This window comes from Hydrocarboniphaga sp. FW305-C-57, assembly GCF_058783045.1.
Map to the genome: position 1 here is coordinate 84,264 of NZ_JBYSYG010000008.1, position 26,659 is coordinate 110,922.

21 protein-coding genes and 1 tRNA gene are annotated in these 26,659 nt (G+C 65.9%); 8 read left to right on the forward strand and 14 right to left on the reverse strand.

What is annotated here, in order from left to right; translation table 11 throughout:
- The first annotated feature begins 13 nt into the window (after positions 1–13).
- From AC3WUM_RS16690 to AC3WUM_RS16705, 4 genes are all read left to right on the forward strand, one after another.
- A complete protein-coding gene (locus AC3WUM_RS16690; RefSeq protein ID WP_492411521.1) occupies positions 14–1,351 on the forward strand; it encodes a TRZ/ATZ family hydrolase in 1,338 nt (445 codons plus the stop codon).
- Between the two features lie 182 nt (positions 1,352–1,533).
- Complete coding sequence (ubiG, locus tag AC3WUM_RS16695) at positions 1,534–2,238, forward strand: bifunctional 2-polyprenyl-6-hydroxyphenol methylase/3-demethylubiquinol 3-O-methyltransferase UbiG (RefSeq protein WP_492411523.1); 705 nt, start codon at positions 1,534–1,536, stop codon at positions 2,236–2,238.
- Entirely contained in the window at positions 2,235–2,900 is a 666-nt protein-coding gene (locus AC3WUM_RS16700; protein ID WP_492411525.1) for an HAD family hydrolase, read from the forward strand. The genes ubiG and AC3WUM_RS16700 overlap by 4 nt, the downstream gene beginning before the upstream one ends.
- Before the next feature lie 10 nt (positions 2,901–2,910).
- Complete coding sequence (locus AC3WUM_RS16705) at positions 2,911–3,672, forward strand: SDR family NAD(P)-dependent oxidoreductase (RefSeq protein ID WP_492411526.1); 762 nt, start codon at positions 2,911–2,913, stop codon at positions 3,670–3,672.
- Between the two features lie 133 nt (positions 3,673–3,805).
- On the opposite strand, the gene AC3WUM_RS16710 is transcribed toward AC3WUM_RS16705, so the two are convergent.
- Positions 3,806–4,279: a DUF1249 domain-containing protein gene (locus tag AC3WUM_RS16710; RefSeq protein WP_007186564.1), complete on the reverse strand. Its 474-nt coding sequence runs from the start codon at positions 4,277–4,279 to the stop codon at positions 3,806–3,808.
- 214 nt (positions 4,280–4,493) lie between these two features.
- On the opposite strand from AC3WUM_RS16710, the gene AC3WUM_RS16715 reads away from it, so the two are divergent.
- Positions 4,494–6,125 (forward strand): alpha-D-glucose phosphate-specific phosphoglucomutase, encoded by a 1,632-nt coding sequence (locus tag AC3WUM_RS16715; protein ID WP_492411527.1) that lies wholly within the window; start codon positions 4,494–4,496, stop codon positions 6,123–6,125.
- 51 nt (positions 6,126–6,176) lie between these two features.
- On the opposite strand, the gene AC3WUM_RS16720 is transcribed toward AC3WUM_RS16715, so the two are convergent.
- The 4 genes from AC3WUM_RS16720 to smc form a co-directional block, all read right to left on the reverse strand.
- Positions 6,177–7,370, reverse strand: coding sequence for a hypothetical protein (locus AC3WUM_RS16720; protein ID WP_492411528.1), 1,194 nt, complete (start codon positions 7,368–7,370; stop codon positions 6,177–6,179).
- Between the two features lie 64 nt (positions 7,371–7,434).
- Positions 7,435–9,519, reverse strand: coding sequence for an NAD-dependent DNA ligase LigA (gene ligA, locus AC3WUM_RS16725; RefSeq protein ID WP_492411529.1), 2,085 nt, complete (start codon positions 9,517–9,519; stop codon positions 7,435–7,437).
- A gap of 6 nt (positions 9,520–9,525) precedes the next feature.
- Positions 9,526–10,566: a cell division protein ZipA C-terminal FtsZ-binding domain-containing protein gene (locus AC3WUM_RS16730; RefSeq protein WP_492411530.1), complete on the reverse strand. Its 1,041-nt coding sequence runs from the start codon at positions 10,564–10,566 to the stop codon at positions 9,526–9,528.
- Between the two features lie 31 nt (positions 10,567–10,597).
- A complete protein-coding gene (gene smc / locus AC3WUM_RS16735; RefSeq protein ID WP_492411531.1) occupies positions 10,598–14,158 on the reverse strand; it encodes a chromosome segregation protein SMC in 3,561 nt (1,186 codons plus the stop codon).
- 116 nt (positions 14,159–14,274) lie between these two features.
- On the opposite strand from smc, the gene queF reads away from it, so the two are divergent.
- Positions 14,275–14,685, forward strand: a complete 411-nt coding sequence (gene queF / locus AC3WUM_RS16740; protein WP_492411533.1) for a preQ(1) synthase — start codon at positions 14,275–14,277, stop codon at positions 14,683–14,685.
- A gap of 33 nt (positions 14,686–14,718) precedes the next feature.
- Here the strand turns inward: queF and AC3WUM_RS16745 are convergent, their stop codons facing one another.
- Positions 14,719–15,504, reverse strand: a complete 786-nt coding sequence (locus tag AC3WUM_RS16745) for an HAD-IA family hydrolase (RefSeq protein ID WP_492411534.1) — start codon at positions 15,502–15,504, stop codon at positions 14,719–14,721.
- A gap of 136 nt (positions 15,505–15,640) precedes the next feature.
- Here AC3WUM_RS16745 and gluQRS point away from each other — a divergent pair, with 136 nt between their 5' ends.
- Complete coding sequence (gene gluQRS, locus AC3WUM_RS16750) at positions 15,641–16,570, forward strand: tRNA glutamyl-Q(34) synthetase GluQRS (RefSeq protein WP_492411536.1); 930 nt, start codon at positions 15,641–15,643, stop codon at positions 16,568–16,570.
- Between the two features lie 52 nt (positions 16,571–16,622).
- Positions 16,623–17,090: a polyhydroxyalkanoate synthesis repressor PhaR gene (gene phaR, locus AC3WUM_RS16755; RefSeq protein ID WP_492411538.1), complete on the forward strand. Its 468-nt coding sequence runs from the start codon at positions 16,623–16,625 to the stop codon at positions 17,088–17,090.
- Between the two features lie 494 nt (positions 17,091–17,584).
- Here phaR and pnp read toward each other — a convergent pair whose 3' ends face one another.
- The 8 genes from pnp to AC3WUM_RS16795 form a co-directional block, all read right to left on the reverse strand.
- A complete protein-coding gene (gene pnp / locus AC3WUM_RS16760; protein WP_492411540.1) occupies positions 17,585–19,696 on the reverse strand; it encodes a polyribonucleotide nucleotidyltransferase in 2,112 nt (703 codons plus the stop codon).
- A gap of 147 nt (positions 19,697–19,843) precedes the next feature.
- Positions 19,844–20,113 (reverse strand): 30S ribosomal protein S15, encoded by a 270-nt coding sequence (gene rpsO, locus AC3WUM_RS16765; protein ID WP_492411542.1) that lies wholly within the window; start codon positions 20,111–20,113, stop codon positions 19,844–19,846.
- Positions 20,114–20,255: 142 nt separating this feature from the next.
- On the reverse strand, positions 20,256–21,188 hold the full coding sequence (gene truB, locus AC3WUM_RS16770; protein WP_492411543.1) for a tRNA pseudouridine(55) synthase TruB: 933 nt from the start codon (positions 21,186–21,188) through the stop codon (positions 20,256–20,258).
- Complete coding sequence (gene rbfA, locus AC3WUM_RS16775; RefSeq protein ID WP_492411545.1) at positions 21,185–21,598, reverse strand: 30S ribosome-binding factor RbfA; 414 nt, start codon at positions 21,596–21,598, stop codon at positions 21,185–21,187. Before rbfA ends, truB begins: the two co-directional genes overlap by 4 nt.
- Before the next feature lie 4 nt (positions 21,599–21,602).
- Positions 21,603–24,323, reverse strand: a complete 2,721-nt coding sequence (gene infB / locus AC3WUM_RS16780; protein ID WP_492411547.1) for a translation initiation factor IF-2 — start codon at positions 24,321–24,323, stop codon at positions 21,603–21,605.
- Positions 24,324–24,364: 41 nt separating this feature from the next.
- Positions 24,365–25,852: a transcription termination factor NusA gene (nusA, locus tag AC3WUM_RS16785; protein ID WP_492411548.1), complete on the reverse strand. Its 1,488-nt coding sequence runs from the start codon at positions 25,850–25,852 to the stop codon at positions 24,365–24,367.
- Positions 25,849–26,289: a ribosome maturation factor RimP gene (gene rimP, locus AC3WUM_RS16790; protein ID WP_492411550.1), complete on the reverse strand. Its 441-nt coding sequence runs from the start codon at positions 26,287–26,289 to the stop codon at positions 25,849–25,851. The genes nusA and rimP overlap by 4 nt, the downstream gene beginning before the upstream one ends.
- A 107-nt stretch (positions 26,290–26,396) precedes the next feature.
- Positions 26,397–26,473: transfer RNA gene (locus AC3WUM_RS16795), tRNA-Met, on the reverse strand.
- Positions 26,474–26,659: the final 186 nt, after the last annotated feature.

The window sequence follows — 26,659 nt, forward strand, 5'->3', positions numbered from 1 at the left end:
GCCCGTGAACCTCATGCAATCGCCTGACATCGTCGGCCAAGTCGAATCCATCGACCTTCTCGTCACCCCGGGCTACCTGGTGCCGATCAAGCCCGCGGGCAGCGTGCTGCTCGATCACGCGCTGGCCGTGAGCGGCGGCAAGATCGTCTCGATCCTGCCGGCCGACGAAGCGCGCCTGAAATACAAGGCCAGGCAGGTGCTCGAGCTGCCCGAACACGCGGTGATGCCGGGGCTGGTGAACCTGCACACGCATTCGGCGATGAGCCTCATGCGCGGTCTGGCTGACGATCTGCCGCTGATGGACTGGCTGCAGCAGCACATCTGGCCGGCCGAAGGCCAGCACATGAACCGCGCGTTCTGCGGCGACGGCGTGCGGCTGGCGATGGCCGAGATGATCCGCAGCGGCCAGACCACGTTCTCGGACATGTATTTCTTCCCCGAAGCGACCGCCGAGGCCGCGATCGCGGCCGGCATGCGCACGGCCGTCGGGCTCATCGTCATCGACTTCCCGACCGCCTGGGCTCAGCCCGGCGAGTACATCCACAAGGGCCTCGACCTGCGCGACAAGCTGCTCAAGGAGCCGCTCGTCAAGACCGTGTTCGCCCCGCATGCGCCGTACACGGTGTCGGACGAGCCGCTGCGACAGATTCGCCAGTACGCGACCGAGCTCAACATCGGCATTCACATGCACGTGCACGAGACCGCGGGCGAGGTGGAAATGGCGGTCGCGCAAAGCGGCAAGCGGCCCTGGCAGCGGCTCAAGGAACTCGACCTGCTCGGGCCCGACCTGATCGCCGTGCACATGACCCAGCTGACCGACGAGGAGATCGCCGAGGCCGGCCAGTACAAGGTGCACATCGCGCACTGCCCGGAATCCAACCTGAAGCTCGCGAGCGGCTTCTGCCCGGTGCACAAGCTGCTCGAAGCCGGCGCCAACGTCGGCATCGGCACCGACGGGGCCGCGAGCAACAACGATCTCGACCTGTTCGGCGAGCTGCGCACCGCGAGCCTGCTCGCCAAGGCCGTCGCGGGCGATGCGCGCGCCCTGCCGGCCGCGACCGCGCTCGAACTCGCGACGATCAACGGCGCCCGCGCGCTCGGATGGGACGACACCATCGGCTCGCTGAAGCCCGGCAAGGCGGCCGATTTCATCGCCGTCGACATGGGCGCGGTCAACACGCAGCCGCTCTACAACGTGCTCTCGCACCTGGCCTACGCGGTCAACAGCCGCCAGGTCGATCACGTCTACGTCGCGGGCCGCGCGCTGCTGTCCGAAGGGCGCCTGCAGACGCTCGTCGAGGACGAGCTGCTGGCCAAGGCGCGCGAGTGGCGCGCGAAGATTCGCCCTTGAAACGCTTGCCCTCTCCCGCCTTGCGGTAGAGGGTGGCGCGAAGCGCCGGGTGAGGGAGTCCCCACCGGTGACGGCGCAGATTTGTCGAGCCGCGTTCCCTCACCCCTGCCCCTCTCCCGCACGCGGGAGAGGGTTCTTGAGAGTCGATGCACCGGACCCTTTGCATCTGGGACAATAGCCGCATGAGCAACGTCGACGAAGGCGAAATCCGCCGCTTCTCCGCCCTCGCCTCGCGCTGGTGGGATCCGCGCGGCGAGATGGCCGCCCTGCATCACATCAACCCGGCGCGCGTGCGCTACATCGAGCGCGTCGCGGGCGGCCTGCGCGGCAAGCGCGCGCTCGACGTCGGCTGCGGCGCCGGCATCCTGACCGAGGCGCTCGCCGCCAAGGGTGCGAGCGCGCTCGGCATCGACATGGCCGAAGCCTCGCTCGAAATCGGCCGGCTGCATGGGCTCGAGTCGGGCATCAAGGCCGACTACCGTTGCATCGCAGCCGAAGCGCTCGCCGCCGAAATGCCGGGCGCTTTCGACTTGGTCTGCTGCCTCGAAATGCTCGAGCACGTGCCCGATCCGGCCTCGGTGATCCGCGCCGTCGCCACGCTCGTCAAGCCCGGCGGCGACGTGGTGTTCTCGACCATCAACCGCAACCCGAAGGCCTACGCGCTCGCCATCGTCGGCGCCGAGCTGATCGCCGGGCTGATTCCGAAGGGCACGCACGACTACGCCAAGTTCATCAAGCCGTCCGAGCTCGAAACCTGGTGCCGCGAGGCTGGACTGACCTCGGTCGAACTCAAGGGCCTGCGCTACAACCCACTGCTCAAATCGGCCACGGTCGGCGACGACATCGACGTGAACTATCTGCTCCATTGCCGCAAGCCCGCCGCATGACGCCGGTCGCCGACATCGACCTCGTGCTGTTCGACCTCGACGGCACGCTCGTCGACACCGCGCCGGACCTCGGCGGCGCCGCCAACCAGGTCCGCGCCGACCTCGGCCAGCCGCCACTCGCCGACGCGCTGTATCGGCCGGTCGCCTCGGCCGGTGCGCGCGGGCTGCTCAAGGTCGCGCTCGACCTGACGCCCGATCACCCGGAATTCGCGGTGCGCCGCGATGCCTTCCTGGCCTATTACCGCGCCCGGCTGACCCGGCGTTCGGCCCCGTTTCCAGGCATCGCGCAGATGCTGCTGGCGCAGGAGCTGCGCGGCCGGCGCTGGGGCGTAGTGACGAACAAGCCGAGCTTCTTGACCGACCCGCTGATGCGCGAGCTCAAGCTCTACGATCGCGCGGCCTGCGTGATCAGCGCCGATCACGTACCCGCGCCGAAGCCGGCACCCGATTCGCTGAATCTCGCGCTGCAGCGCACCGGCATCGCGGCCGGGCGCGCGATCTACGTCGGCGACGACCTGCGCGACATCGAGGCGGCCCAGGCCGCCGGCATGCGAAGCATTGCTGCAGGCTGGGGCTACATCAGCCCCGGCACGCCGATCGAGCACTGGGGCGCGGATGTGATCGCCGCTACCGTGGCCGAGCTCGGCGCCCTACTTTCCTAAGGATTTTTCTTTGTCCATCAACGTCATACCAGCCGGCTTCGCGCCGCAGCCCGACAGTTTTCGCGACCGCGTGATCCTGGTCACCGGGGCCACCGGCGGCCTCGGCTCGGCCACCTCGCTCGCGCTTGCCCGACTCGGCGCGACCGTGATCCTGGTCGGCCGCACCGTGCCCAAGCTCGAGAAGCTCTACGACGAGCTCGAGGCCGCCGGCGGCCCGCAGCCCGCGATCGTGCCGCTCAATTTCATGACCGCCACCTGGGCCGAGTACGAAAACCTCGCGCAGACCATCGAGCAGACCTTCGGCCGGCTCGACGGCATCGTCCATGCGGCTGCGCATTTCAAGAGCTTCATCCGGCTCGAAGACCTGCCCCCGCGCGACTGGCTCGATACGCTGCAGATCAACCTGACCGCCCCGTACACGCTGACGCGCCTGTGCCTGCCGATGCTGAGGGCCTCGAAGGATGCCTCGGTGGTGTTCGTGACCGACGACGCCGGGCGCGCGCCCAAGCCCTACCAGGGCGCCTACGGCGTGACCAAGGCGGCCGCCGAGGCGATGTTCAAGACCTGGGCGCTCGAACTCGGCAACGAAGCCCAATCCGCCAGCGGCCTGCGCTTCAACAGCTGGCACCCGGGGCCGATGCGCACGCTGCTGCGCGGCAAAGGCTATGCGAGCGAATCGCTGACGCCGGTCGATTTCCCCGAAAAGGTGGTGCCGCAGCTGCTCTGGCTGCTGGGGCCGGACAGCCGCGGGCTGTCGGGGCAGCAGTTCTAGTTTTTTGCCTTCTCCCCCCGGGAGAAGGTGGCGCGAAGCGCCGGATGAGGGATTCGCCGAGAGCCAGGGTCGCTGGCACTGAGAATCCCTCTCCCTCGATCCCTCTCCCGCAGGAAGAGGGAAGCAAACAAGCTCAGGCCGCCGACGAGGCCGCCGAGGACTTCGAGCGTGAGCGCGGACGGGCCGTGAGCGTGAAGCCGTGGCCGTGCTCGAGCAGGTATTCGAGCCACTTGCCGAGCATTAGGTTGCGCCTCCACTGCTCGCTCAAGAAGCGCCAGGCGCTCGGATCGGCGTCGTCCTCGGCCTGCCACGGCGGGCGGTGGCTGCATTCGAGCGCCTCGGCCATCGCCGCGTCGCGGTAGACCCGCACCCAGATGTCCGGATGGCGGCGCACGCCGTCGGCGTCGATGAACTCATAGGTCAGCTTGAAGGTGACCGTATAGCGATCGCGCTCCTGCACCGACAGGTGCAACGGCAGGTCGGATTTCGAATTCGACACCGCGTCCTGGAACGGCAGGTCCAGCTCGGGAATCAGCCGCTCGATGAGCTTGTAATTGCGCTCATAGAGGTCGAGGAGCTGGGCGAGCCGCCGGGTCTGTCCACCCACGACGGCAGGGTTTGAAGTAGAGATCGCAGGCATTGGCCGACTATAAGGGTTGTCTGGGCTGATTCAAGGGCTGGGGCGATTGCGGAGAAGGGCACCGTCTTCAGGGCACAACAGGCGGAAAACAAACTTCCCGTCGGCCCATACGCGGGCTAGAGTCAGGTGACTGGAAATAAAGTGCCTCGCTCCCACAACTTCGATAGGACCACGTAACGCCATGCCCGTTCGCGAAATCGCCACAAAACCCTTCTCCGACCAGAAATCCGGCACGGCGGGGCTTCGCAAGAAGGTGGCGGTGTTCCAGCAGCCGCACTATCTCGAAAACTTCCTGCAGTCGATCTTCGACGTCGAAACCTCGCTGCGCGGCCAGGCCCTGGTCATGGGCGGCGACGGCCGCTACCACAATCGCACGGCGATCCAGACCGCGATCGCGATGGCGGCCGCCAACGGCGTCGCCAAGGTCATCGTCGGCCAGGGCGGCATCCTGTCGACCCCGGCGTCGAGCCACATGATCCGCATCAGCGGGGCCGCAGGCGGCCTCGTCTTCACCGCCAGTCACAATCCGGCCGGCGAAGACGGCGATTTTGGGCTCAAGTTCAACATCGCGGGCGGTGGTCAGGCCAGTGAGACGCTGACCAACCGCATCTACGAGGCCAGCAAGAGCATCTCGCGCTACCGGATCGAGGAGAACGTCTGGGTCGACCTCGACCGTCGCGGCAGCCAGAAGCTCGGCGAGATGGAGATCGAGGTCGTCGACTGCGTGGACGACTACGCCGCGCTGATGCAGACCCTGTTCGATTTCGACCGCATCCGCGACTGGTTCAAGAAGGGCCATTCGCTGGCCTTCGACGCCATGCACGCGGTCACCGGCCCGTACGCGCAGCGCATCTTCGTCGACCTGCTCGGGGCTCCGCAGAAATCGGTGCTCAACGCCTCGCCGCTCGAGGACTTCGGCGGCGGCCATCCGGACCCGAACCTGATCTACGCCAAACCGCTCGTCGACCTGATGTACTCGGAGTCCGCGCCCGACCTCGGCGGCGCCTCGGACGGCGACGGCGACCGCAACATGATCCTCGGCCGCGGCATCTTCATCTCGCCGGGTGATTCGCTCGCGATGCTCGCAGCTCACCTCGACAAGCTGCCGGGCTACAAGCAGGGCCTGGCCGGCGTCGCGCGTTCGATGCCGACCTGCCGTGCGCTCGACATGGTCGCCAAGGGCCGCGGCCTGGCCTGCTACGAGACGCCGACCGGCTGGAAGTTCTTCGCCAACCTGCTCGACTCGGGCCGCATCACGCTCTGCGGCGAAGAGAGCTTCGGCACCAGCTCGAACCACGTGCGCGAGAAAGACGGCGTCTGGGCCGTGCTGGCCTGGCTCAACGTGCTGGCCGAAACCGGACTGTCGGTGCAGCAGATCGCCGACGCGCACTGGAAGCAGTACGGCCGCCACTACTACGCGCGCCACGACTACGACGAGCTGCCCACGGCCGTCGCCAACCAGGTCATGGAGACACTGATCGCCTCGCTGCCGAAGCTCGCCGGGCAGACTTTCGGAGCATGGACCGTCAGCCAGGCCGACGAATTCGGCTACGAGGATCCGGTCGATGGCAGCGTGGCGAAATCGCAGGGCATCCGCATCGTCTTCGGCGAGGCCGCGCGCCTGATCCTGCGCCTGTCCGGCACCGGCACCAAGGGCGCGACGCTGCGCCTGTACCTGGAGCGCTACGAGACGGCGAGCGACAAGCTCGGCTACAAGACCAACGAGGCGCTCGGCCCGCTGGCCGCGATCGCCGATCAGCTCATCAAAATCGGCGAGATCACCGGGCGCAAGGCGCCGGACGTGGTGACCTGAGGGTTTGAGCTGTGCATCCCTCTCCTGGCGGCAGGAGGGATGCACAGCTCGTCAAAGGCTGGGCTCTTTGCGCGAGGGCCGCGCCGTCGGCGCACTCGACTCGGCCCGCATCGACGGCTCGGCGCGCTTCCTCGGCGGTTCCTCGCCGTCGTCGTCGGATGACGATTTCGACGCCGGCGCCGGATCGTCGAAGCGATTGATCCGCCACATCAGCAGCAAGCCCTCGAACACCACCCAGCCGAACAGAAAACCGAGCAGCTGCGGCGTGTGGCGCTTGAGCGTTTCGTCGAGCAGGCGCGGGACGTTGCCCTTGTAGACGCCCTTCGCGAGTCCAAGCAGCGGATGCACGCGAGTCAGCACGGACAGCTCGCGCGCGGCATATTCGATGCCGGCCTTGCCCTTGCGTGCCGAGCGCAGTAGCCAGGCTTCGCCGTCGGCGCCGGCCTGGGCGAGTTCGATCGCGGGCCGCTCGCCGACCCAGAGCGCGAAAGCGCCGCCCTGCTGTTCCGAAACGCGCGCCGCCGACTTCAGGGCCGCGGCGTCATCGACGTTCTTGAGGATCGCGATCGTCGCCGCGGGCTCGGCGCGCTTGCCGAGTCTGGCTGCGTCCTCGGCGACGTCGGCGAGCGGCAGCACGCTGCGGCTGCCCATCGCTTGGCGCGCCAAGCTCGCGACCTGATGCGCGAAGGCATCGGTCATCGCCCCGACCCGGCGCGCGAACTTGAGCAGCGCGGTGCCGAGATCGAAGGCCGGCGCCGCCGTCAGCGCGATGCCGACCGCCGACAGGCCGACGATCACCTCGTCGACGTCCTGGCCCTGCAACCCTTTGCTGCCCTGCACGACGAGGTCGCGAATGTCTCCGAACACGAACAGGTCCGCGACCACCGCGCCGGCGAGCGCCTCGGGCGTGCTGCCGGTTCCGGTCAGCGCGCCGGTGCCAGCGTCGGCTAGCCTGCGACGCCAGTCGTCGCGCTCGTCGACGATGCGCTGGCGCAACTCGCCGAGCTGCTCGTGCCTGAAACTGTCGCTTGAAGCCGAAAGTCCGGCATCGGCGACGAGCAGGGCTTCGGAATAACGCTGCTGGCTGCGCAGGCTGTCGGCCTGCAGCGCGTAGTCGTAGTCGGGCAGCGCGTCGAAGGCCTGCCAGGCGTCCCAGATCGGCAGCGCCTGCGCGCACAGCCAGGTCAGCGTGACCGCGAGGGCGATGCGCGCAATCGAACTGAGCAGGGAGAACCAGGCGATCATTCCGGCACTCTGCCGTAAACGCCTCGAACCGGCCATGCATCGGCACGGGCGCGAGGCTGCACGATCACAGGCCGTTCTCGATGAGGTTTTGCAGCGCCCCCCAATCGAGCACGGCGACACCGAGCTTCTCGGCCTTGGCGAGCTTGGAGCCAGCGGCCTCGCCCGCGAGCAGGAAGTCGGTGTTCTTCGACACGCTACCCGAAACCTTGCCGCCATTGGCTTCGATCAGCGCGGACGCTTCTTCACGCGAAACGCCCGGCAGCGTGCCGGTGATGACGAAGGTCTTGCCGGACAGATGGCCGGTCGCCGCGGCTTTCGGCGCTGGCCAGTGCACGCCGGCTTCGACGAGCTTGGCGATCACCTCGCGATTGCGCGGCTCGTTGAAGAAGTGCACGACGTGCGCGGCCACGGTCGGGCCGACATCGGGCACCGCACGCAGCTGTGGAAAGCGGTCCTTGTCCTTGAGCGCCTCGTCGTGCTCGGTCGGTGCGTCGGCCTCGGTCGCGGCGTAAAGCGCGTCCAGCGTGCCGAAGTGGCGAGCCAGATCGCGCGCGGTGGTTTCGCCGACCTGCGGGCAGCCGAGCGAATACAGAAAGCGCTGGAACGTGGTGCTCTTGCTGTCTTCGATCGCCGCGATCACGTTCGAGGCGGATTTCTCGGCCATGCGTTCGAGATCGGTCAGCACGCCCGCATTGACCTTGCTCGTGTCGTAGATGTCGGCCGGCGATTTGACGATGTTCTGGTCGATCAGCTGGGCGAGCAGTTTCTCGCCGAGCTTTTCGACGTCCATCGCCTTGCGCGACACGAAGTGGATCAGCGAGCCGTGCAGCTGCGCGCGGCACGACAAACCGTTCGTGCAACGCGCGACGACCTCGCCTTCGACGCGTTCGATCGCCCCGCTGCAAACCGGGCATTGCGTGAGCATCTCGGGCTCGGGGCGCTGCTCGTGCGCCTCGCGAGCGGCCTCGTCTTCGAGCACCGCACCGATCACTTCGGGAATGACGTCGCCTGCGCGCCGAACGAGCACGGTGTCGCCCACGCGCACGTCCTTGCGCCGGACCTCGTCCATGTTGTGCAGGGTCGCGTTGCTGACGTTGGCGCCGCCGACGAACACCGGCTTGAGCCGCGCGACCGGCGTGATCGCGCCGGTACGGCCGACCTGGAATTCGATGCCTTCGAGCAGCGTCTGCGCTTCTTCGGCCGCGAACTTATAGGCGCAGGCCCAGCGCGGTTCGCGCGAGACGCTGCCGAGCTCCTCGCGGCCCGCAAGATCGTCGAGCTTGAAGACGACGCCGTCGATATCGAAACCCAGAGCAGCGCGCTTGCGACCGATGTCCTCGAAGAACGCGATGCAGGCTTCGACGCCCTGCACCGTCTTCACGTATTCCGAAACCGGAAAACCCCAGCCGCGCAATTGTTCGAGCGCCTGCGAATGCAGCTTCGGCGCCTTCCAGCCTTCGCTGTAGCCGATGCCGTAGGCATAGAACGCGAGCGGCCGCTTGGCCGTGATGCGCGAATCGAGCTGGCGCAGGCTGCCGGCCGCGGCGTTGCGCGGATTCACCGGCACCTTGTCGCCGCTGGCGGTGGCTTCCTCGACCATGCGCTTGAAGCCCGCGAGCGGCAGATAGACCTCGCCCCGCACTTCGATCACGGGCGGCGCATCGCCGCGCAGGCGCAGCGGAATGCGCCGGATCGTGCGCAGGTTTTCGGTGATGTCTTCGCCGGTCGTGCCGTCGCCGCGCGTGGCCCCGCGCACGAACACGCCGTTCTCGTAGCTCAGCGAAACCGCGAGGCCGTCGAGCTTGGGTTCGGCGACGTAGTGCGCGGCTTCCACGTTGAGCGTCTCGCGCACGCGGCGATCGAAATCGCGCAGCTCGCCTTCGTCCGCGCACTTGCGCAGCGATTGCATCGGCAACCGGTGCTGCACTTCCTCGAAACCCGGTCGCGGAGCACCGCCGACGCGCTGCGTCGGCGAATCGGGCGTGAGCAGTTCGGGATGCTCGGCTTCGAGCTTTTGCAGCGCCTCGAACAGGCGGTCGTACTCGGCGTCCGAAACTTCCGGATCGTCGAGCACGTAGTAGCGATAGTTATGCTCTTCGAGCGCTTGTCGCAGCTCGGCGATGCGTTTTTCGACGCTGGCCACCGTCACCGACCTCTAAAGCCCAGCCGTCTTCGCCCATCCCTCGACATCGGCCTGCAGCGCGCGCATGGCCTCGGAGCTCAGCGGCTGCTTGCTGCCGTCGAACACGTCGGCGTTGAGCGCGCGCGCGAGCGACTGCGTGGTCGCGAGCATGTCGTGCAGCGCGGTCAGCGGCTTCACCGGACCCGGAAGCACCATGAACACCTGCAAGCCGCGCGTCGAAAACTGATCGGCCGCCTCGGGCAGCAGCACGCCGGGCTTGACCAGGCTCGCGACCGAGAACACGGCCTCGTTGCGCGCGAGCCGGTGATAGATCTGCTTGGCGCCGAACTGCAGGCCCTGCGCATTGAGCGCCGGATGCAGCTTGGCGCCGGCGATCGCCCCACCGTCGCGCTCGACGAGCAGCAGCGAAACGATCTTCTGCGGAACCGCTGCGGCGGCCGGCGGCGCCGGCTTGGGTTCGAGACGCGGCTCGGACTTCGGCTCGACGCGTGGAACCGCGGGTTTGGACGCAGCGGGCGGCACGACCGGAGCCGGCGGCGGCGGGACCACCGGCGTCGCCGGCGCGCCGTTCTTGAGCCACGGCGCGATCGGCGCATCCGGGGCTGCGGGTTCTGCGGCGGCGGCCGGCTGCGAGAACTCGGAGTCGAGCGAGGGCATCACGCGGCGGCGCGGACGGCCGACGCCGTATTCGTCGTACTGCGGCGATGCGAGCGGGCTGGCCACCGGAATCGTCTCGGGCGGCAGTTCGTCGACCGGCTCGGGCGCGCGGCGCGGCGGCGCGGCGGACGGCCGCGGGGCCGACACCACCTCGTCTTCGAACGGCTCCTCTTCTTCGGGCGGCTGACGCGGCGGATCGAAGATGTCGAGCTGCTCGCGCACTTCTTCCTGCTCGACCGGCGCAGGCGGCGGCGCGCTGGCGCGACGGCTGCCGGACGACGACGACCGCGACGAGCGCCGCGAGGCGCGCTGCGGGCGTTCGCGACGGCTGATCACCACCACCGCGAGGACGATCGCGACACTCAGAATGAGCAATGCCCACTGCAATGCGGTCATGCGCTGGTCCTTGGCTGCTGGAGGGTCGTCATCAGGTCTGGAACGGTTGGACTTCGGCCGCGAGCGGGCGCGGCGGGACATCACCGACGAGATCGACCGCCTGCTGCACGTCCACGCTGACCAGGCGCGACACGCCCGGCTCCTGCATGGTCACGCCGTGCAGATGCGCCGCGAGCTCCATCGTGATCTTGTTGTGCGTGATGATAATGAACTGAACGTTTTGTGCCATTTCGCGGACGATGCCGCAGAAACGGACCACGTTGGCGTCGTCGAGCGGCGCGTCGACTTCGTCCATCAGGCAGAACGGCGCCGGGTTGAGCTGGAACAGCGCGAGCAGCAGCGCCACCGCGGTCATCGCCTTTTCGCCACCCGAGAGCATCTGGATCGACGAATTGCGCTTGCCCGGAGGCCGCGCCATCACGCGCACGCCGGTGTCGAGCAGGTCGTCGCCGGTCAGTTCGAGATAGGCCTCGCCGCCGCCGAACAGCTTCGGGAAGCGATCCATGAAGATGCCGTTGACCTGGTCGAAGGTCTGCTTGAAACGCTCCTTGGTTTCGAGGTCGATCTTGCGGATCGCCTCTTCGAGCGTGTCGAGCGCGCCGCTCAGGTCGGCGTTCTGGTCGGACAGATATTTCTCGCGCGCATCGGCCTCCTCGAGTTCCTGGATCGCGGCGAGGTTGATCGCGCCGAGGCGGTCGATGCGGCGCAGCGTCGAGGCGAGTTTTTCTTCCCAGGCGTCGAGCCTGGCGTCTTCGGCCACGCCGGCGACGATCGCCTCGCGCTCCAGGCCACTCTCCTCGCAGGCTTCGGCGATCTGCTGATCGAGTCCTTCGCGACGCGCGCGCAGGTTTTCGAACTCCAGGCGCGCCTGCTGCAGCGCCTCCTGCGAAGCGTCCTTGTTCTGCTCGGCCATGCGCAGGGCCTGATGCACGGCCTGCATCGCCGCATCGGCGACGGCGAGTTTTTCGCGCACCGCGCGCTGCGATTCGCGCGCCTGCTGTACGGCGACGCGAGCGGCCTCGAGTTCGCCGGATTGCTCTTCGAGCGGCGTTTCGAGTTCCTCGGCCTCGCGCAGCCGGCCTTCGCGCTCGTGGGCGACGATCTCGTGGCTCTCGGCCAAGTCATGCAGTGTCTGGGTCAGCGCGCCGACGGCGCTGCGCTTGCCGGCGAGCGCCACCTGCACCTGGTTGCGCGACTGCTGCGCCTGCGTCACCGCGGCGCGCGCCCGGTTCGCGGAATCGCGCGTCCTGGCGAGGTTCTGCTGCAGCTGGATACGCTCATCGCGCAGGCGTTGGGCGATCGCTTCGAGCTCGCTGAGCTTGGCGCGGGACGCTTCGAGTTCCTGAGCGCCCTGCTCGCGCTGCGCGCGCAGGCCGTCGATTTCCTTGCCGAGCGCGTCGATCCGGCCGAGCGTCTGTTCGAGCCGCACGGCCTGCGCCTGGCGAAACGCGAGCCGCTGCGCATGACGGCTGCGCACACCTTCGAAGCGCGGCGCGAGTTCGCGGCGCTCGGATTCCTGCTTCTGCTGGCGCTCGCGCAGTTCGGCCAGCGCCTGCTCGCCTTCGCTCACGCGCTCCTGGTGCTCGTCGACCTGCGAGCGCAGCTGCTTGAGCAGCTGCTCGCGCGCGAGCACGCCGCTGCGATCGGAATCGCGACGCGGATAGCGCACCCAGCCCTGCCCGGCCCAGACGCCCGAGCGCGTCACCACCGATTCGCCCGCGATCAAGGCCGCGAGCCGCGTGGAATGGAGCTCCTCGTCTTCGATCGCGTAGATGCCGTGCAGCAGATCGGTCAGCGCGGCCGGCCCCTGCAGCTTGGCCGCGAGCCGATCGCCGCCGCGATCGCCGGTCGCCGCGCGATCGAAGATCAGCGCCGCGCCGGTCTTGGGCAGCGCGCCGGCCGCTTCGAAAGTCTCCGGAGCGAAGCCGAGCAGCGGCGCCTGCAGCCAGCCTTCGAGCACCTGCTCGACCGCCGCCTCCCAGCCCGGCTCGACGTTGAGTACCTGCGCGAGCCGCTGCACCTGCTGATGGCCGCGTGACTTGAGCCAGTTCGCGAGGTCCGCGTCGTCCTGGCGCAGCGCCGCCTGCTGCAAGGTTTCGAGCGAAGCCAGGCGACCGCGCGCGGATTGCAGCTGCTGCCGGGTTTCGTGCAGCGAGCTTTCGAGCGCCGAGCGCTGCTCGCGCTGGGCCTGCAGATCGCGATCGAGAACCTGCAGCCGGTCCTGCATTTCGGCCTGTTCGGCGGACAGCTGTTCGAGATCGAGATCGGCCTCTTCGAGCGAAATCTGGATCGGCCCGGCGTTCAGCGCGCCCTGCTCGTTGACGAGCCGCTTGACGCGCTCGTCGATCTGGAACTGCGCGCGTTCGAGGCCCTGCAAGCGCACGCGCTCGCCCTCGGTCTGGAACAACGGTTCCTCGGAGCGCGTCTGGAATTCGTCCCAGCGCTGCTGCTGTTCCTGCGCCTCGTCCTCGATGCGGACGAGGTGTTCCTGGGTTTCGGCGACGTTGCGCTCGGCCTGCTCGGCCTGGGCTTCGAGCGACTGGATCTCGCGGCTCAGGCTTTCGAGCCGGGCCTGCTCGCTCTGGCGGCGGCGCTCGACGTCGGACAGCTGACGCGTGATCTGCTCGATCTCGCGCAGCTTGAGGTTCTTGAGCTCGCGGGCGTGCTGCAGCCCCTGCTCCTGGCGCGCGAGCCTGGCTTCGGCTTCGTAGACGAGTGTCTGCTCGTCCGAAAGCCGGGCCTGAAGTTCGCGCTGCAAGACCTCGGACTGGCTGCGCTTTTCCTCGGCCTCGGCGAGCGCCTCGCGACGCGCTTCGAGGGTCGCCTGGAGATCGGCGATGCCCTGTTCGTGCCCGCGGCTCTGCTCGACCAGCAGGCGTTCGCGCAGAACCAGGATCTCGGCTTTCAGAACGCGCTCTTGCTGCTTGAATTCCTTGTACTTCTCGGCATTCGCCGCCTGCTTGCGCAGCACATCCAGGCGCGATTGCAGCTCACCGCGCAGGTCCGAAAGGCGCGAGAGGTTTTCGCGCGTCTGGCGGATGCGGCTCTCGGTTTCCTTGCGGCGCTCCTTGTACTTGGAGATGCCGGCGGCCTCCTCGAGCCAGGTGCGCAGTTCCTCGGGCTTGGCCTCGACCATGCGCGAAACCATGCCCTGCTCGATGATCGCGTACTGGTTCTTGCCGCCCAGGCCGGTGCCGAGGAACAGGTCGGTGACGTCGCGCTTGAGGCACTTGCGGCCGTTCAGGTAGTACTGCGAATTGCCGTCGCGCAGCAGTTCGCGGCGCACCGCGATCTCGCTGTAGGCCGCGTAGGGGCCGGTGATCTGGCCGTCGCTGTTGTCGAAGGTCAGTTCCACCATCGCGCGCCCGACCGGCTTGCGCGATTTGGAGCCGTTGAAGATGACGTCCTCGGAATCCTGCGTGCGCAGCTGCTTCTGGCTGGCTTCGCCGAGCACCCAGCGAACCGCGTCGATGATGTTGGATTTTCCGCAGCCGTTGGGACCGACGACGCCGGTCAGGTTCGCGGGCAGCGGGAGCTGGGTGGGATCGACGAAAGACTTGAAACCGGCCAGCTTGATTCCGGATAGACGCATTTAGAAGAAGTTCGAGGGTCCGGGTTGTGGCGCCGGTCAGGCCTCGGCGTCCAAGGCCATAGTGTAAATTACGCGGCCATCTTTGCTACGGCGCATCCACCGCGCCGGATTTGTCGATGACCACCAAGCCCAGCACCGATCTCGAAACCTTCCCCAATCCGAATCCGGGCCGCGATTTCGTGATCCGCATGCGGATTCCGGAATTCACCTGCCTCTGCCCCAAGACCGGCCAGCCGGACTTCGCGACGCTGTACCTGGAATACATCCCGGAAGCGCTTTGCGTGGAGCTCAAGTCGCTCAAGCTCTACATCTGGGCGTTCCGCGATCAGGGTGCGTTTCACGAAGCCGTGACCAACAAGATTCTCGACGATCTGGTCGCGCTCATGCAGCCGCGCTTCGCCCGCCTGACCGCCGATTTCGGCGTGCGCGGCGGCATTTTCACCAACGTGGTCGCCGAACATCGCGCCGCGAGCTGGAAGCCGGCCGAGCCGGTGATCCTGCCGCCCGGCGAATGGATCAAGCAGTAAGCAGCCGACTGATCGGCCGCTGCAAGGCCGCGATCACGCGGCCTTGAGCCTGGCCTCGAGCATCTGCTCGATGTCTTCGAGCGTCAGGTATTGATGCCGCAATTGGCCGGTGATCACGGTGGCGGGCGCATCGGGCTCGCCCAGGCCATCGAGTACGAGCGCCGCATGCGAAAAATCGTCGGCCTCGGTATTCGGATTCAGCGTGATGATGGTCGGAATGCCGGCCGCGGTCGCCGCCTTGAGCCCGGTCGCGGAATCTTCGACCGCCACGCACTGCCAGGGCTGCAGGCCGAGCTTGTTCATCGCGTGCAGGTAACTGTCCGGCGCCGGCTTCTTGCGCGGCACGTCGCCGCTGCCGACGATCAAGTCGATCTGCTCGGCCAGACTCTTGTCGAGCCCGTGGCGCAGCATCGCCTTGAGGCTCGCGGGGCTGGCATTGGTCACCAGTGCGACCTTGATGCCGGAGGCCTTGGCTTCGCGAATCAGCCGCGCGACTCCCGGACGCATCGGCACCCGGCCCTTGCGCAAGTAGCTGCGGAAGTAGCGGCTCTTGAGTTCGTGGACTTCGTCGACCCAGCGGCCGGGGTCTTCGTCATAGCGCTGCTGCTGTTCACCGAGCTGCGGCGCGTAGCGGCGCAGATAGTGCAGCAGGCGTTCGCGTCCGCCGGGCTGCGACAGCAGCTTGCGATAAAGCTTGGGGCCCCAGCGAAACTGCAGGCCGAGCTTGCGGAAGGCACGGTTGTAAGCCGGCCGATGACCGAAGGTTTCGGTATCGGCGACCGTACCGTCGACGTCGAGCAACAGCGCCCTGAGCGTCATATCGAAGACCGGGATCGGGCCGCTTGCGGGTCCGAGTCGTCGGCTACCTTTACGTCCATGAGAATGAAGTCAGATTTTTCTGATCGGCTAGTGTAAAGAAGCGGACTGAATATTTGCCGTCGACGCATCGCCGTTCATGAACCCAGCCTCACCTTTCAGCAGCCCGGGCGCGGTCCGGTATCGGGGTCGCTTCGCCCCGACGCCTTCGGGGCCCCTGCATCTCGGCTCCCTGCTCACGGCGCTGGCGAGCTTCCTCGAAGCGCGCCGTCAGGCGGGCAGCTGGCTGCTGCGCATCGACGATCTCGACACCACGCGGGTCGATGCCGCCTCCGAAGCCCGCATCCAAGGGCAGCTGGAAGCTCACGGCCTGTTCTGGGACGAAGCTCCGAGGCGACAAAGCGAGCATCGCGACGAATATGCCGCCGCCTTGAGTTCGCTCGATCGCCGCCAGCTCGTATACGCCTGCGAATGCACGCGCGCCGTTCTGGCGCAGAACTCACTGCCGGGCCCCGAGGGCTCCGTCTACAACGGCGCCTGCCGGCAGCGGAATCTGGCAGCCGAGGGGCGTTCGCTGCGCCTGCGCATGCCCGACCAGAGCCTGCAATTCGTCGATGCGAGCCAGGGAGCTCAGAGCCGACGGCTCGCCATCGATCTCGGGGACTTCGTGCTGCGCCGCCGCGATGGCATTTTCGGCTACCAGCTTGCCTGCGCGGTCGACGAGCATGCCCAGCGGATCACCGAGGTCGTCCGCGGAGCCGACCTGCTGTCCTCCACGTTCTTCCAGATTCATCTCATGCACGAACTCAGGTTGCAGGTCCCGCGCTATCGGCATTTGCCGGTGCTCGCGAGCGCCGGCGAGCGCAAGCTCAGCAAACAGAATCATGCGCGTGCGATCGACGAGGCCCACGCAGCCGAAAATCTGCATCTGTGCCTCGATCTGCTCGGACAGAACCCGGCCCCGGCGCTGCGACGCGCGAGCGTTTTCGATCTGCTCGACTGGGCGCGGGCGCACTGGCGCGTCGAAAACGTCCCGCGACGCCCCATGTTGGTGATCAATACTTTGTAGGAGCGGCTCGGCGGGCTATTCTTAATGCACTGCAACATAAGCAGTGGAGCCCATGAGCGACGTCAGAATCATCAAGAAGTACCCGAACCGGCGGCTGTACGACACCGAGATCAGCCGATACATCACCCTGGAAGAAGTGCGGCAGCTCGTGCTGCAGAACGTGCGGTTCAAGGTCGAGGACAAGCGCTCACACGAAGACATCACGCGCAGCATCCTGCTGCAGGTCATCGCGGAACAGGAAGAAGGGGGCGACCCGATCTTCACGAGCGATTTGCTGACTTTCATCATCCGTTTCTATGGCGACCCGATGCAGAACAGCTTCAGCCGCTATCTCGAACTGTCGATGCGGCTGTTCCTCGACCAGCAGGGCAATTTCACCGAGCAGTTGCGCCAGATGTTGGGCCAGGCCCAGCAGCCGCTGGCGGCGCTCAAGGAACTGGCCGATCGTCAGGTGCCGATTTGGCGCACGGTTCGCAAGGAATTTCTCAAAAGCCTGAGCCGAGCCAAACCCGGGGAATGATTGGCATGAGCCGTGCTTAACTCTACTCCGCAATCCGAGCTTCGACTCAGATAATTGACATAAAGGTAAGTTAGTCAGTAGAGTCGCTTCATCGAAGCCCCAACGCAAAAACCCGACAACATCGGGCGACGTTGCCGGGCTTAGGGTCTCCTCCAGAAAGGCCAAGCGCCTTTCTCGCACCTTGCCCCCGGTTAATCCGGGGGTTCTTTTTTGCGGGTGTGTCAATCGTGCTGACACATTGGTTTAGTTAATCCCCGCGATAAGCTAAGACGATTTTGCTCCCTCGCCCAGCGTGAAGCAAGCATTTTTACCGTCTGCATTCGCGTAGACGACAAGCGGTACTGCTAGCGCAAATCTTTGAGTCGGAAAGCATTAATTGACATGCGAGTCAGTTGTGCCTTGTTGCGCCGCACAATGGGACGTTGTGCACGAATCTTCCGGAGGGCCAACAAAAAGCCCCGAACGGGTCGGGGCTTTTTTGTACCGCGAGGCGATCACTCGCCCAGATCGACTGCCTTCATCGAGAGGCGGATGCGGCCCTGCTTGTCCACCTCGAGAACCTTCACACGCACGGCCTGGCCTTCCTTGACCACGTCCTCGACCTTCTCGACGCGCTTGTCGGCGAGCTGCGAGATGTGAACCAGGCCGTCCTTGCCGGGCAGGATCGTGACGAACGCGCCGAAATCCATGAGCTTGGCGACCTTGCCCTCATAGATGGTGCCGACTTCGACATCACGCGTGAGCGACAGGATGCGAGCGATCGCAGCATCGGCGGCCGACTTGTCGACCGCGGCGACCTTGACCGTTCCGTCGTCGTCGATGTCGATCGTGGTGCCGGTTTCTTCGGTGATGCTGCGGATGGTGACGCCGCCCTTGCCGATGACTTCGCGAATCTTGTCCGGATGGATCTTGATCGTGGTGATGCGCGGCGCCCAGCTCGACATTTCCTTGCGCGGAGCCGGCAGCACCTGGTCCATCTGGTCGAGGATGTGCAAGCGCGCTTCAAGGGCCTGGGCCAGCGCCTGCTTCATGATCTCGCCGTTGACGCCGGTGATCTTGATGTCCATCTGCAGCGCGGTGATGCCGTTGCGCGAACCGGCCACCTTGAAGTCCATGTCGCCGAGGTGATCCTCGTCGCCGAGGATGTCGGTGAGCACCGCGTAGCGGTTGCCTTCGAGGATCAGGCCCATGGCCACGCCGGCGACCGGCGTCTTGACCGGCACGCCGGCGTCCATCAGCGCGAGGCACGATCCGCAGACCGAGGCCATCGACGACGAGCCGTTCGATTCGGTGACTTCCGAAACCACGCGCACGACGTACGGGAAATCCTTCTCGAGGTCCGGCAGCACGCCGGCGACGCCGCGCTTGGCGAGGCGGCCGTGGCCGATTTCACGGCGCTTCGGCGCGTTCAGGCGACCCGTTTCACCGACCGAGTACGGCGGGAAGTTGTAGTGCAGCATGAAGGTGTCGCGGTACTCGCCGCCGACGGCATCGATGAGCTGCGCGTCCTTGCCGGTGCCAAGCGTGGCCACCGCGAGCACCTGGGTTTCGCCGCGCGTGAACAGCGCCGAACCATGGGTGCGCGGCAGCACGCCGACGTCGATGCTGATCGGGCGCACGGTGCGCGTATCGCGGCCGTCGATGCGCGGCTGGCCTTCGATGATGCGGTTGCGCACGACGCGCGATTCGAGGTTGAAGAACGCGTCCTTGACGCTGCCGTCGTCGAAGCGGGCCGCTTCACCGGCCGCCAGCGCGGCGACGGCGTCCTTGCGGATCGCGTCGAGCGCGCCGTAGCGCTCGCCCTTGTCGGTGATCGCGTAGGCGTCGACCACTCGGGCCTCGTAGGCGCCGACTGCGGCCGTGAGGTCGGCGGCTTCGGCGGTCGCTTGCCAGTCCCAGCGCGGACGACCGGCTTCGGCGACGAGTTCGTTGATGGCCTTGATCGCGGCCTGCATCTGGGTGTGACCGTAGAGCACGGCGCCGAGCATGACGTCTTCGGAGAGCTCCTTGGCTTCCGACTCCACCATCATCACCGCGTCGGCGGTGCCGGCGACGACGAGGTCGAGCTGCGAAGTCGCCAGCTGCGTCTTGCTCGGGTTGAGGATGTACTGGCCGTTGGCATAACCGACCTTGGCGGCGCCGATCGGCCCCTGGAACGGGACGCCCGAGAGCGCGAGCGCGGCGGAGGCGCCGAGCATGGCCGGAATGTCGCCGTCGACTTCCGGATTCAGCGAGACCACGGTCGCGACGAGCTGAATCTCGTTATAGAAGCCTTCCGGGAACAACGGACGGACCGGACGATCGATCAGACGCGAGGTCAGCGTCTCCTTTTCGGTCGGGCGGCCTTCGCGCTTGAAGAAACCGCCCGGGATGCGGCCACCGGCGTAGGTGCGCTCCATGTAGTCGACCGTCAGCGGGAAGAAGTCCTGGCCGGCCTTGGCCTCCTTCTTGGCGACGACGGTGACCATGACGACGGTCTGGTCGACCGTCACCATGACCGCGGCGGTCGCCTGGCGGACCATGTGACCGGTCTCGAACGTGACGGTCTTGTCGCCGTACTGGAAGCTCTTCTTGATGACGGGTGCTGGGGTGGCAGGAATTGCCATGTTTTTGCTCGCTTTTTTAATGTTTCGGAGCCGTTGGGCCAGTCGGCGCCAACGACAATGGGGTCATGCCGTACCCGGAACCCCGGCTTTTGGCCGCGATTCCAGGCACCTCATGACCCCATCTGGTGCTGATTGATTGGCGCGCCTTTAGCGGCGCAGGCCCAGATCGGCGATCAGCTTGGTGTAGCGCGCTTCGTCCTTACGCTTGAGGTAGTCGAGCAGGCTACGACGCTGATTGACCAGCTTGAGCAGGCCACGGCGGGAGTGGTGATCCTTCGAGTGCTTCTCGAAGTGGCCGGACAGATCGGCGATACGGGCGGAGATCAGGGCAACCTGGACTTCCGGCGAACCGGTATCGCTCTTGCCACGCGCATACTTCTCAACCACTTCGCGCTTTTGTTCAACACTGAGGGTCATGCTTACAAGCTCCAAAAGACGAACGCTCCAGGGATTCGAATGCCCCGAATGCGTCGTGTGACGTGCCTGATTTCGGCACCAAAGTCCGTCATTCTAGCGCCCTTGCAAAGGGTGTCACAAGTAAATCCAGTCGGGCCGCAAGCTAGTCGCGAACGTGCAACAGCCGTTCGGGGTGGAAAACACCGGCGGCGTCCACCTGGCCGAGAAAGCGCAGCCTGCCCGACCGGTCCAGTACGGCCAGGCGGCTATGGGCGACCGCAGCCTGCAGACGGATGCGCTGACCGTTGTTCAGCCGCTGGATTTCGGTGGCATCGGCCAGCACACGCGGCCAGTCCGCGATGCCGGCGACCGGAGGCAGCAGGATCCCGTCGATGCTCGGCAAGCCGCGCTCGGCCAGTTCGCCGAGCTGCTCGATCGTGAACATGCCGGCTGGATGAGCGAACGGCGCAGCGCCGAGGCGCCGCAGCTCCAGCAGATGGGCGCGTTGGCCGACGCTCGCGAGCAGGTCTTCGGCTAGCGTGCGGATGTAGGTGCCCTTGGAGCAAAGGACTTCGATGTCGATCTCGTCCGGCCGGGCTTCCAGCAAGGACAGCCGGCGAATCGTCACGCGGCGAGGCGCACGAGCGATCGTCTGTCCCTCCCTCGCCAGCTCGTAGAGCGCTCTGCCCTGGTGCTTTAGCGCGGAGTGCATCGGCGGAATCTGCTCGATGTCTCCATGAAAGCGATCGATCGCGGCCAGCAGCGCCGCGCGATCGAGCAGGCTGCAGTCGGACCGGTGCTCGATGTCGCCCTCGGCGTCGCCCGTGGTGGTGCTCGCACCGACGTGGACGCGGGCCCGATAGTGCTTGTCACCGTCGAGCAGCAGGCCGCAAAGCTTGGTGGCCTCGCCGAGACAGATCGGCAGCAGGCCGGTCGCGAGCGGATCGAGGCTGCCGGTATGGCCGGCCTTCTGGGCGCGGAACACCCGCTTGACCCGCTGCAAGGCATCGTTGGAACTGAGGCCCAAAGGCTTGTCGAGCAGCACGATGCCGTCCACCGGCCGCAGCGGCGGACGACGTTCACCGCGCTGGGTCATGCGTCCTGGTCGTCCGACGGCTTGCCGTCGTCCTTCGGCTCCGTGGCGTGATTCGCCTCGTCGCTGCGAACGGCATCGCGGATCAGGTAGTTGAGCTTGCTCGCCTGAACAAGCTGGGCATCGACGACGAAATGCAGCTGCGGCAGGTGCCGGAGGCTGAGCCGCACGCCCAGCCCGTGGCGCAGCTTGCCGGCCGCATGGTTGAGCGCCTTGGCCGCGGGCTCCGCGCGCGCGTCGTCGCCCATCACGCTGATGAAGACGCGCGCATTGCGCAGGTCGGGCGAAACGTCGACGCGCGTGACCGTGGTGTTGGTCACGCGCGGATCGGTCAGCTCATCGCGGATCAGCTCGCCGAGCTCGCGCTGCAGCTGAACATTGATCCGCGACGTGCGTGAGTAGTCCTTCGGCAAAGCCTTAGGCCTCGGACTTCACCGTGCGACGCACTTCGACGCGCTGGAAGCACTCGATCTGGTCGCCCGGCTTGACGTCGTTATAGTTCTTCACGCCGATACCGCACTCGGTTCCGGCCTCGACCTTGGCGACGTCGTCCTTGAAGCGACGCAGCGATTCGAGCACGCCTTCGTAAATCACGGTCTGGTTGCGCAGCACGCGAATCGGCAGGTTCTTCTGCACCGAGCCCTCGATGACCAGGCAGCCGGCGATGTTGCCGAGCAGCGAGCTGCGGAACACGTCCCGCACCTGGGCGATGCCGACGATCTGCTCGCGCGTCTCGGTTCCGAGCAAGCCGCCGATGGCCGCCGCGACGTCGTCGATCACCTCGTAGATGATCGAGTAGTAGCGCACGTCGACACCGGAATCCTGGATGCGCTTGCGCGCCTGGCTGTCCGCACGCACGTTGAAGCCGATGATGATGGCCTTCGATGCGAGCGCCAGATCGACGTCGGATTCGCTGATGCCACCGATGCTCGACACCAGCACGTTGACCTTGACCTCGGCGCTGGGCAGCTTGCGCAGCGCATCGGCAAGCGCTTCGGCCGAACCCTGCACGTCGGTCTTGATCATCAGGTTCAGCTGCTTGGCGTCGCCGCTGCTGCCGTCGCCCATCTGCGCGAAGATCTGATCCATGCGAACGGCCTGCGAAGCCGCGAGCTTCTGATCGCGCAGCTTGGTCTCACGCAGCAAGGCGAGTTCGCGCGCCTTGCGCTCGTCGGCGACCACGACCACGTCGTCGCCCGCATCGGGCACGCCCGACAGACCGAGCACGGCCACCGGAATCGACGGACCGGCTTCCTTCACCGGACGGCCGGCTTCGTCGAACATCGCACGGACGCGACCGAAATGCGGACCGGTCAGAATCACGTCGCCCTGGCGCAAGGTACCGGCGCGAACCAGCACCGTCGCCACCGGGCCGCGGCCCTTCTCGAGCGAGGATTCGACGATGCTGCCACGCGCCGGAACATCGATCGGCGCCTTGAGTTCGAGCACTTCGGCCTGCAGCAGCACGGCGTCGAGCAGCTCGTCGATGCCCTGGCCGGTGACCGACGAGACGCCCACCATCTGCACGTCGCCGCCGAAATCTTCGGCGACCACTTCTTCCTGGAGCAGATCGTTCTTGACGCGATCGGCCTTGGCGTCGTGCTTGTCGATCTTGGTGATCGCCACCACCAGCGGCGCGCCGGCCGCCTTGGCGTGCTGGATGGCCTCGCGCGTCTGCGGCATCACGCTGTCGTCCGCCGCAACCACGAGGATGACGATGTCGGTGATCTGCGCACCCCGGGCACGCATGCGCGTGAACGCCGCATGGCCCGGCGTATCGAGGAACGTGACGACACCCTTGGCCGTCTTCACGTGATACGCGCCGATGTGCTGGGTGATGCCGCCGGCTTCGCCTGCGGCGACACGGGTCTTGCGAATGTAGTCGAGCAGCGAGGTCTTGCCGTGATCGACGTGGCCCATGATCGTGACCACCGGCGGGCGCTGTTCCTGCGGACCATCCTGCTTGGCGCCTTCGACGGCCTGCACGAGGCTGTCTTCGGCGTCGGTGGCCTTGGACAGGCGCGCCTTGTGGCCGAGCTCCTCGACCATCAGCGCCGCCGTGTCCTGATCGAGCGTCTGGTTGATCGTGGCCATGATGCCGTTCTTCATCATGATCTTGATCAGCTCGGTCGCCTTCACCGCCATGCGGTTGGCGAGTTCGCCGACCGAGATGGCCTCGGGCACGTCGACTTCGCGCACGATCGGCGCGACCGGGCGCTCGAACATATGCGCGTTCTCGACGCGCACCTGTCCGGTGGGCTTGCGCTTTTTCTTGTCGCGCTTGCCGCCCTTGCCTTCGGCAATATGCAATTCGGCGCGACCGCCACGACCGCGATCGCGGTCGTTGCTGTTGCCGCGCGTGTCCGCCGCAGCGGGAGGCTTCTTGGCTGCAGCAGCCGCAGCGGCGGGCGCAGCCGGAGCCGCAGGCGGCGGGCTTTCACGCAGCAGGCGCGCGGCTTCGGCCGCACGCGCGATGTTTTCCTGCGCGCGACGGCGAGCCGACTCGGCTTCCATCTTCGCGCGGTAGATCGGATCGGTCTTGAGCCTGTCCTCGTGCTGCTTGCGCTGACGCTCGGCTTCTTCGGCGACTTCGCGCTGACGCGCGAGCTCGGCCTCTTGTTCCTGAAGCTTGGCTTCTTCCCGCAAGCGCACGGCTTCGGCCTCGGCTTCCGCCTTGGCTTTTGCTTCTTCAAGTTCGAGGCGAGCACGCTCGGAGGCCTCGGCCTGCAGGGCCAAAGCCTCTTCGTCGAGCGCCGCTGCTTCTTCGGCCGCCTGGGCGACGGCGCTGGTCGCCGCCGCAGCTGTTTCTTCGAGTTCCGACTTCACGAACGTGCGCTTCTTGCGCACTTCGATGCTGACCGTCTTGGTCGGCGCGCCGCGAGCGCCGCCGAGACGCAGCTCGGTGGTTTCCTTGCGCTTGAGCGTGATCGAACCGCGGTTGGACGGGGCCGCGGTGGGCGCCGTCACCGGCGCGCGCGTCTTGGTACGCAGGTAGTTGAGCAGTGAGACCTTGTCGGAGGCGCTGATCTGCGAACGAGCGTTTTCGACCGAGACGCCGGCCTCCTTGAACTGAGCCAGAATTTCAACCACCGGCCTCTTCAGCTCGTCGGCGAAATCTTGAACGGTAACCATGGACATGAATCGACTCGTTTTGTGGTGTGCGCCTTATCGATATCCGATCAGGCGTAAAGCTTCTGGCGGGCCGCCATGATGAGCGCCTGGGCGCGAGCTTCATCGAGCTCCACCGTTTCGAGCAGTTCATCGGTTGCCAGGTCAGCAAGATTTTCGGCGGTCAGGATGCCCGCCTCGGCGAGACGGTAGGCCGTCTCTTCATCCATTCCATCGACGGACAGCAGGTCGTCTCCAGGCTTGACCGACGCAGCCTGTTCCGCCTTGGCGATCGCCTTGGTGAGCAGCACGTCGCGAGCGCGATTGCGCAGCTCCTCGACGATGGATTCGTCGAACTCTTCGATCTGCAGCAGTTCCTCGGTCGGCACGTAGGCCACTTCTTCGAGGCTCGTGAAGCCTTCGTCCACGAGCACGCCAGCGAGCTCCTCGTCGACGTCGAGCTCCTTCATGAAGATTTCGAGGATGCCCTTGTTCTCTTCGTCCTTCTTGGACTCGAGCTCGCTCGTCGTCATCACGTTGAGCGTCCAGCCGGTGAGCTCGGACGCCAAGCGCACGTTCTGGCCGCCGCGACCGATCGCCTGCGCGAGCTTTTCTTCGATGACACCGATCGACATGCTGTGCGCATCTTCGTCGATGACCACGTTCTCGACTTCGGCCGGCGCCATCGCATTGATGACGAACTGGGCGGGATTCTCGTCCCACGGCACGATGTCGACGCGCTCACCCGCGAGTTCGTTGCTCACGCTCTGCACGCGCGATCCCCGCATGCCGACACAAGCGCCAACCGGATCGATGCGCTTGTCCTTGGCCTGAACCGCGATCTTCGCGCGCAAGCCCGGATCACGCGCCGCGCCCTTGAGCTCGATGAGACCCTGGGCGATTTCCGGCACCTCGAGCTTGAACAGTTCCATCAGAAACTGCGGCAGCGTGCGCGACATGAACAGCTGCGGACCGCGAACCTGCGGACCGACTTCGAACAAATAACCGCGGATGCGATCGCCCGGACGCGCCGGCTCACGCGGGATCATGTGCTCGCGTGGAATGATGGCCTCTGCCGTACCGCCCAGATCGACGATCACCGCGCCGCGCTCGAGGCGCTTGACCAGACCGGTGAGCAGCTCGCCAATGCGATGCTTGTAGGCTTCGACCACCTGCGCACGCTCGGCCTCGCGCACCTTCTGCACGATGACCTGCTTCGCGCGCTGCGCGCCGATGCGGCCGAAGTCGATCGACTCGATCTTCTGCTCGATCACTTCGCCCGGCTCGATGTCCGGATAATTCTTGCGCGCGTAGGTCAGCTTGATCTGGCGCTCGGGGAACTCGAACTCTTCACTGTCGTCTTCGTATACGGTCCAGCGACGATAGGACTCGTAATCGCCAGTGTTCTGATCGATCGAAACGCGCACATCGGCTTCGTCGCCGTAGCGTTCCTTGGTCGCCGAGGCCAGCGCCGCCTCCAGGGCCGCGAAGATGGTGTCCTTGTCGACGCCCTTCTCGTTGGAAACGACGTCTGCCATCAGCAGGATGTTTTTGTTCACGGCTTCCCCTTATCGAAATCCGGGATCAGTCGGGCTCGTTCTATCGTCGAATATTCGAGTTCGACGACGCCAAGGTCGGTAAATAAAGTCACGCTGGAATCGGTCGCCGCGTCGATGCGTCCGGAAAAACGCTTGCGGCCGTTACGCGGAGCGAGCAGCTGGATGCGGGCGTCCTCGCCCATGAAACGCAGGAAATGCTGCGGCTTGGTGAGAGGACGATCGAGGCCCGGAGACGACACCTCGAGCTGATAAGCGGAAGTGATCGGATCGTTCACATCGAGCACGCCGGCCACTTCGCGGCTGACGGTTTCGCAATCCTCGAGCGTGATGCCCTCTTCACTGTCGATGAACAGACGCAACAATGCCGAGCCGGCCTGGGGAGCGAACTCCAACAACACCAGCTCATAGCCCAAATCTTCGATCACGGGCTCCAGCAATTCTTGCAGTCGATCTCGCAGCAATACAGCCTCCAAAGCGTCATCAGCGCATTTGCAACAAAAAAGGCCCTCGAGGGGCCTGGTCCAACTGCTAGCGCAGATAAAATTGGTAGCGGGGGCAGGATTCGAACCTACGACCTTCGGGTTATGAGCCCGACGAGCTGCCAGACTGCTCCACCCCGCACCAGACAGACGATCAGTATATAGGACTGAAGGTCACCGCTTCAAGGAAATACTTGCTACGTCCTTGATGAAACTGGTGAAACTCCAAACCTCCCGGTCGCGTCTGAGGCAGCCGGGGCGGCGATTATAGGCACATGAATTCCAAGTTGCACGAATTATTTTTTGACGCGAATACAGCGCGTGGCCC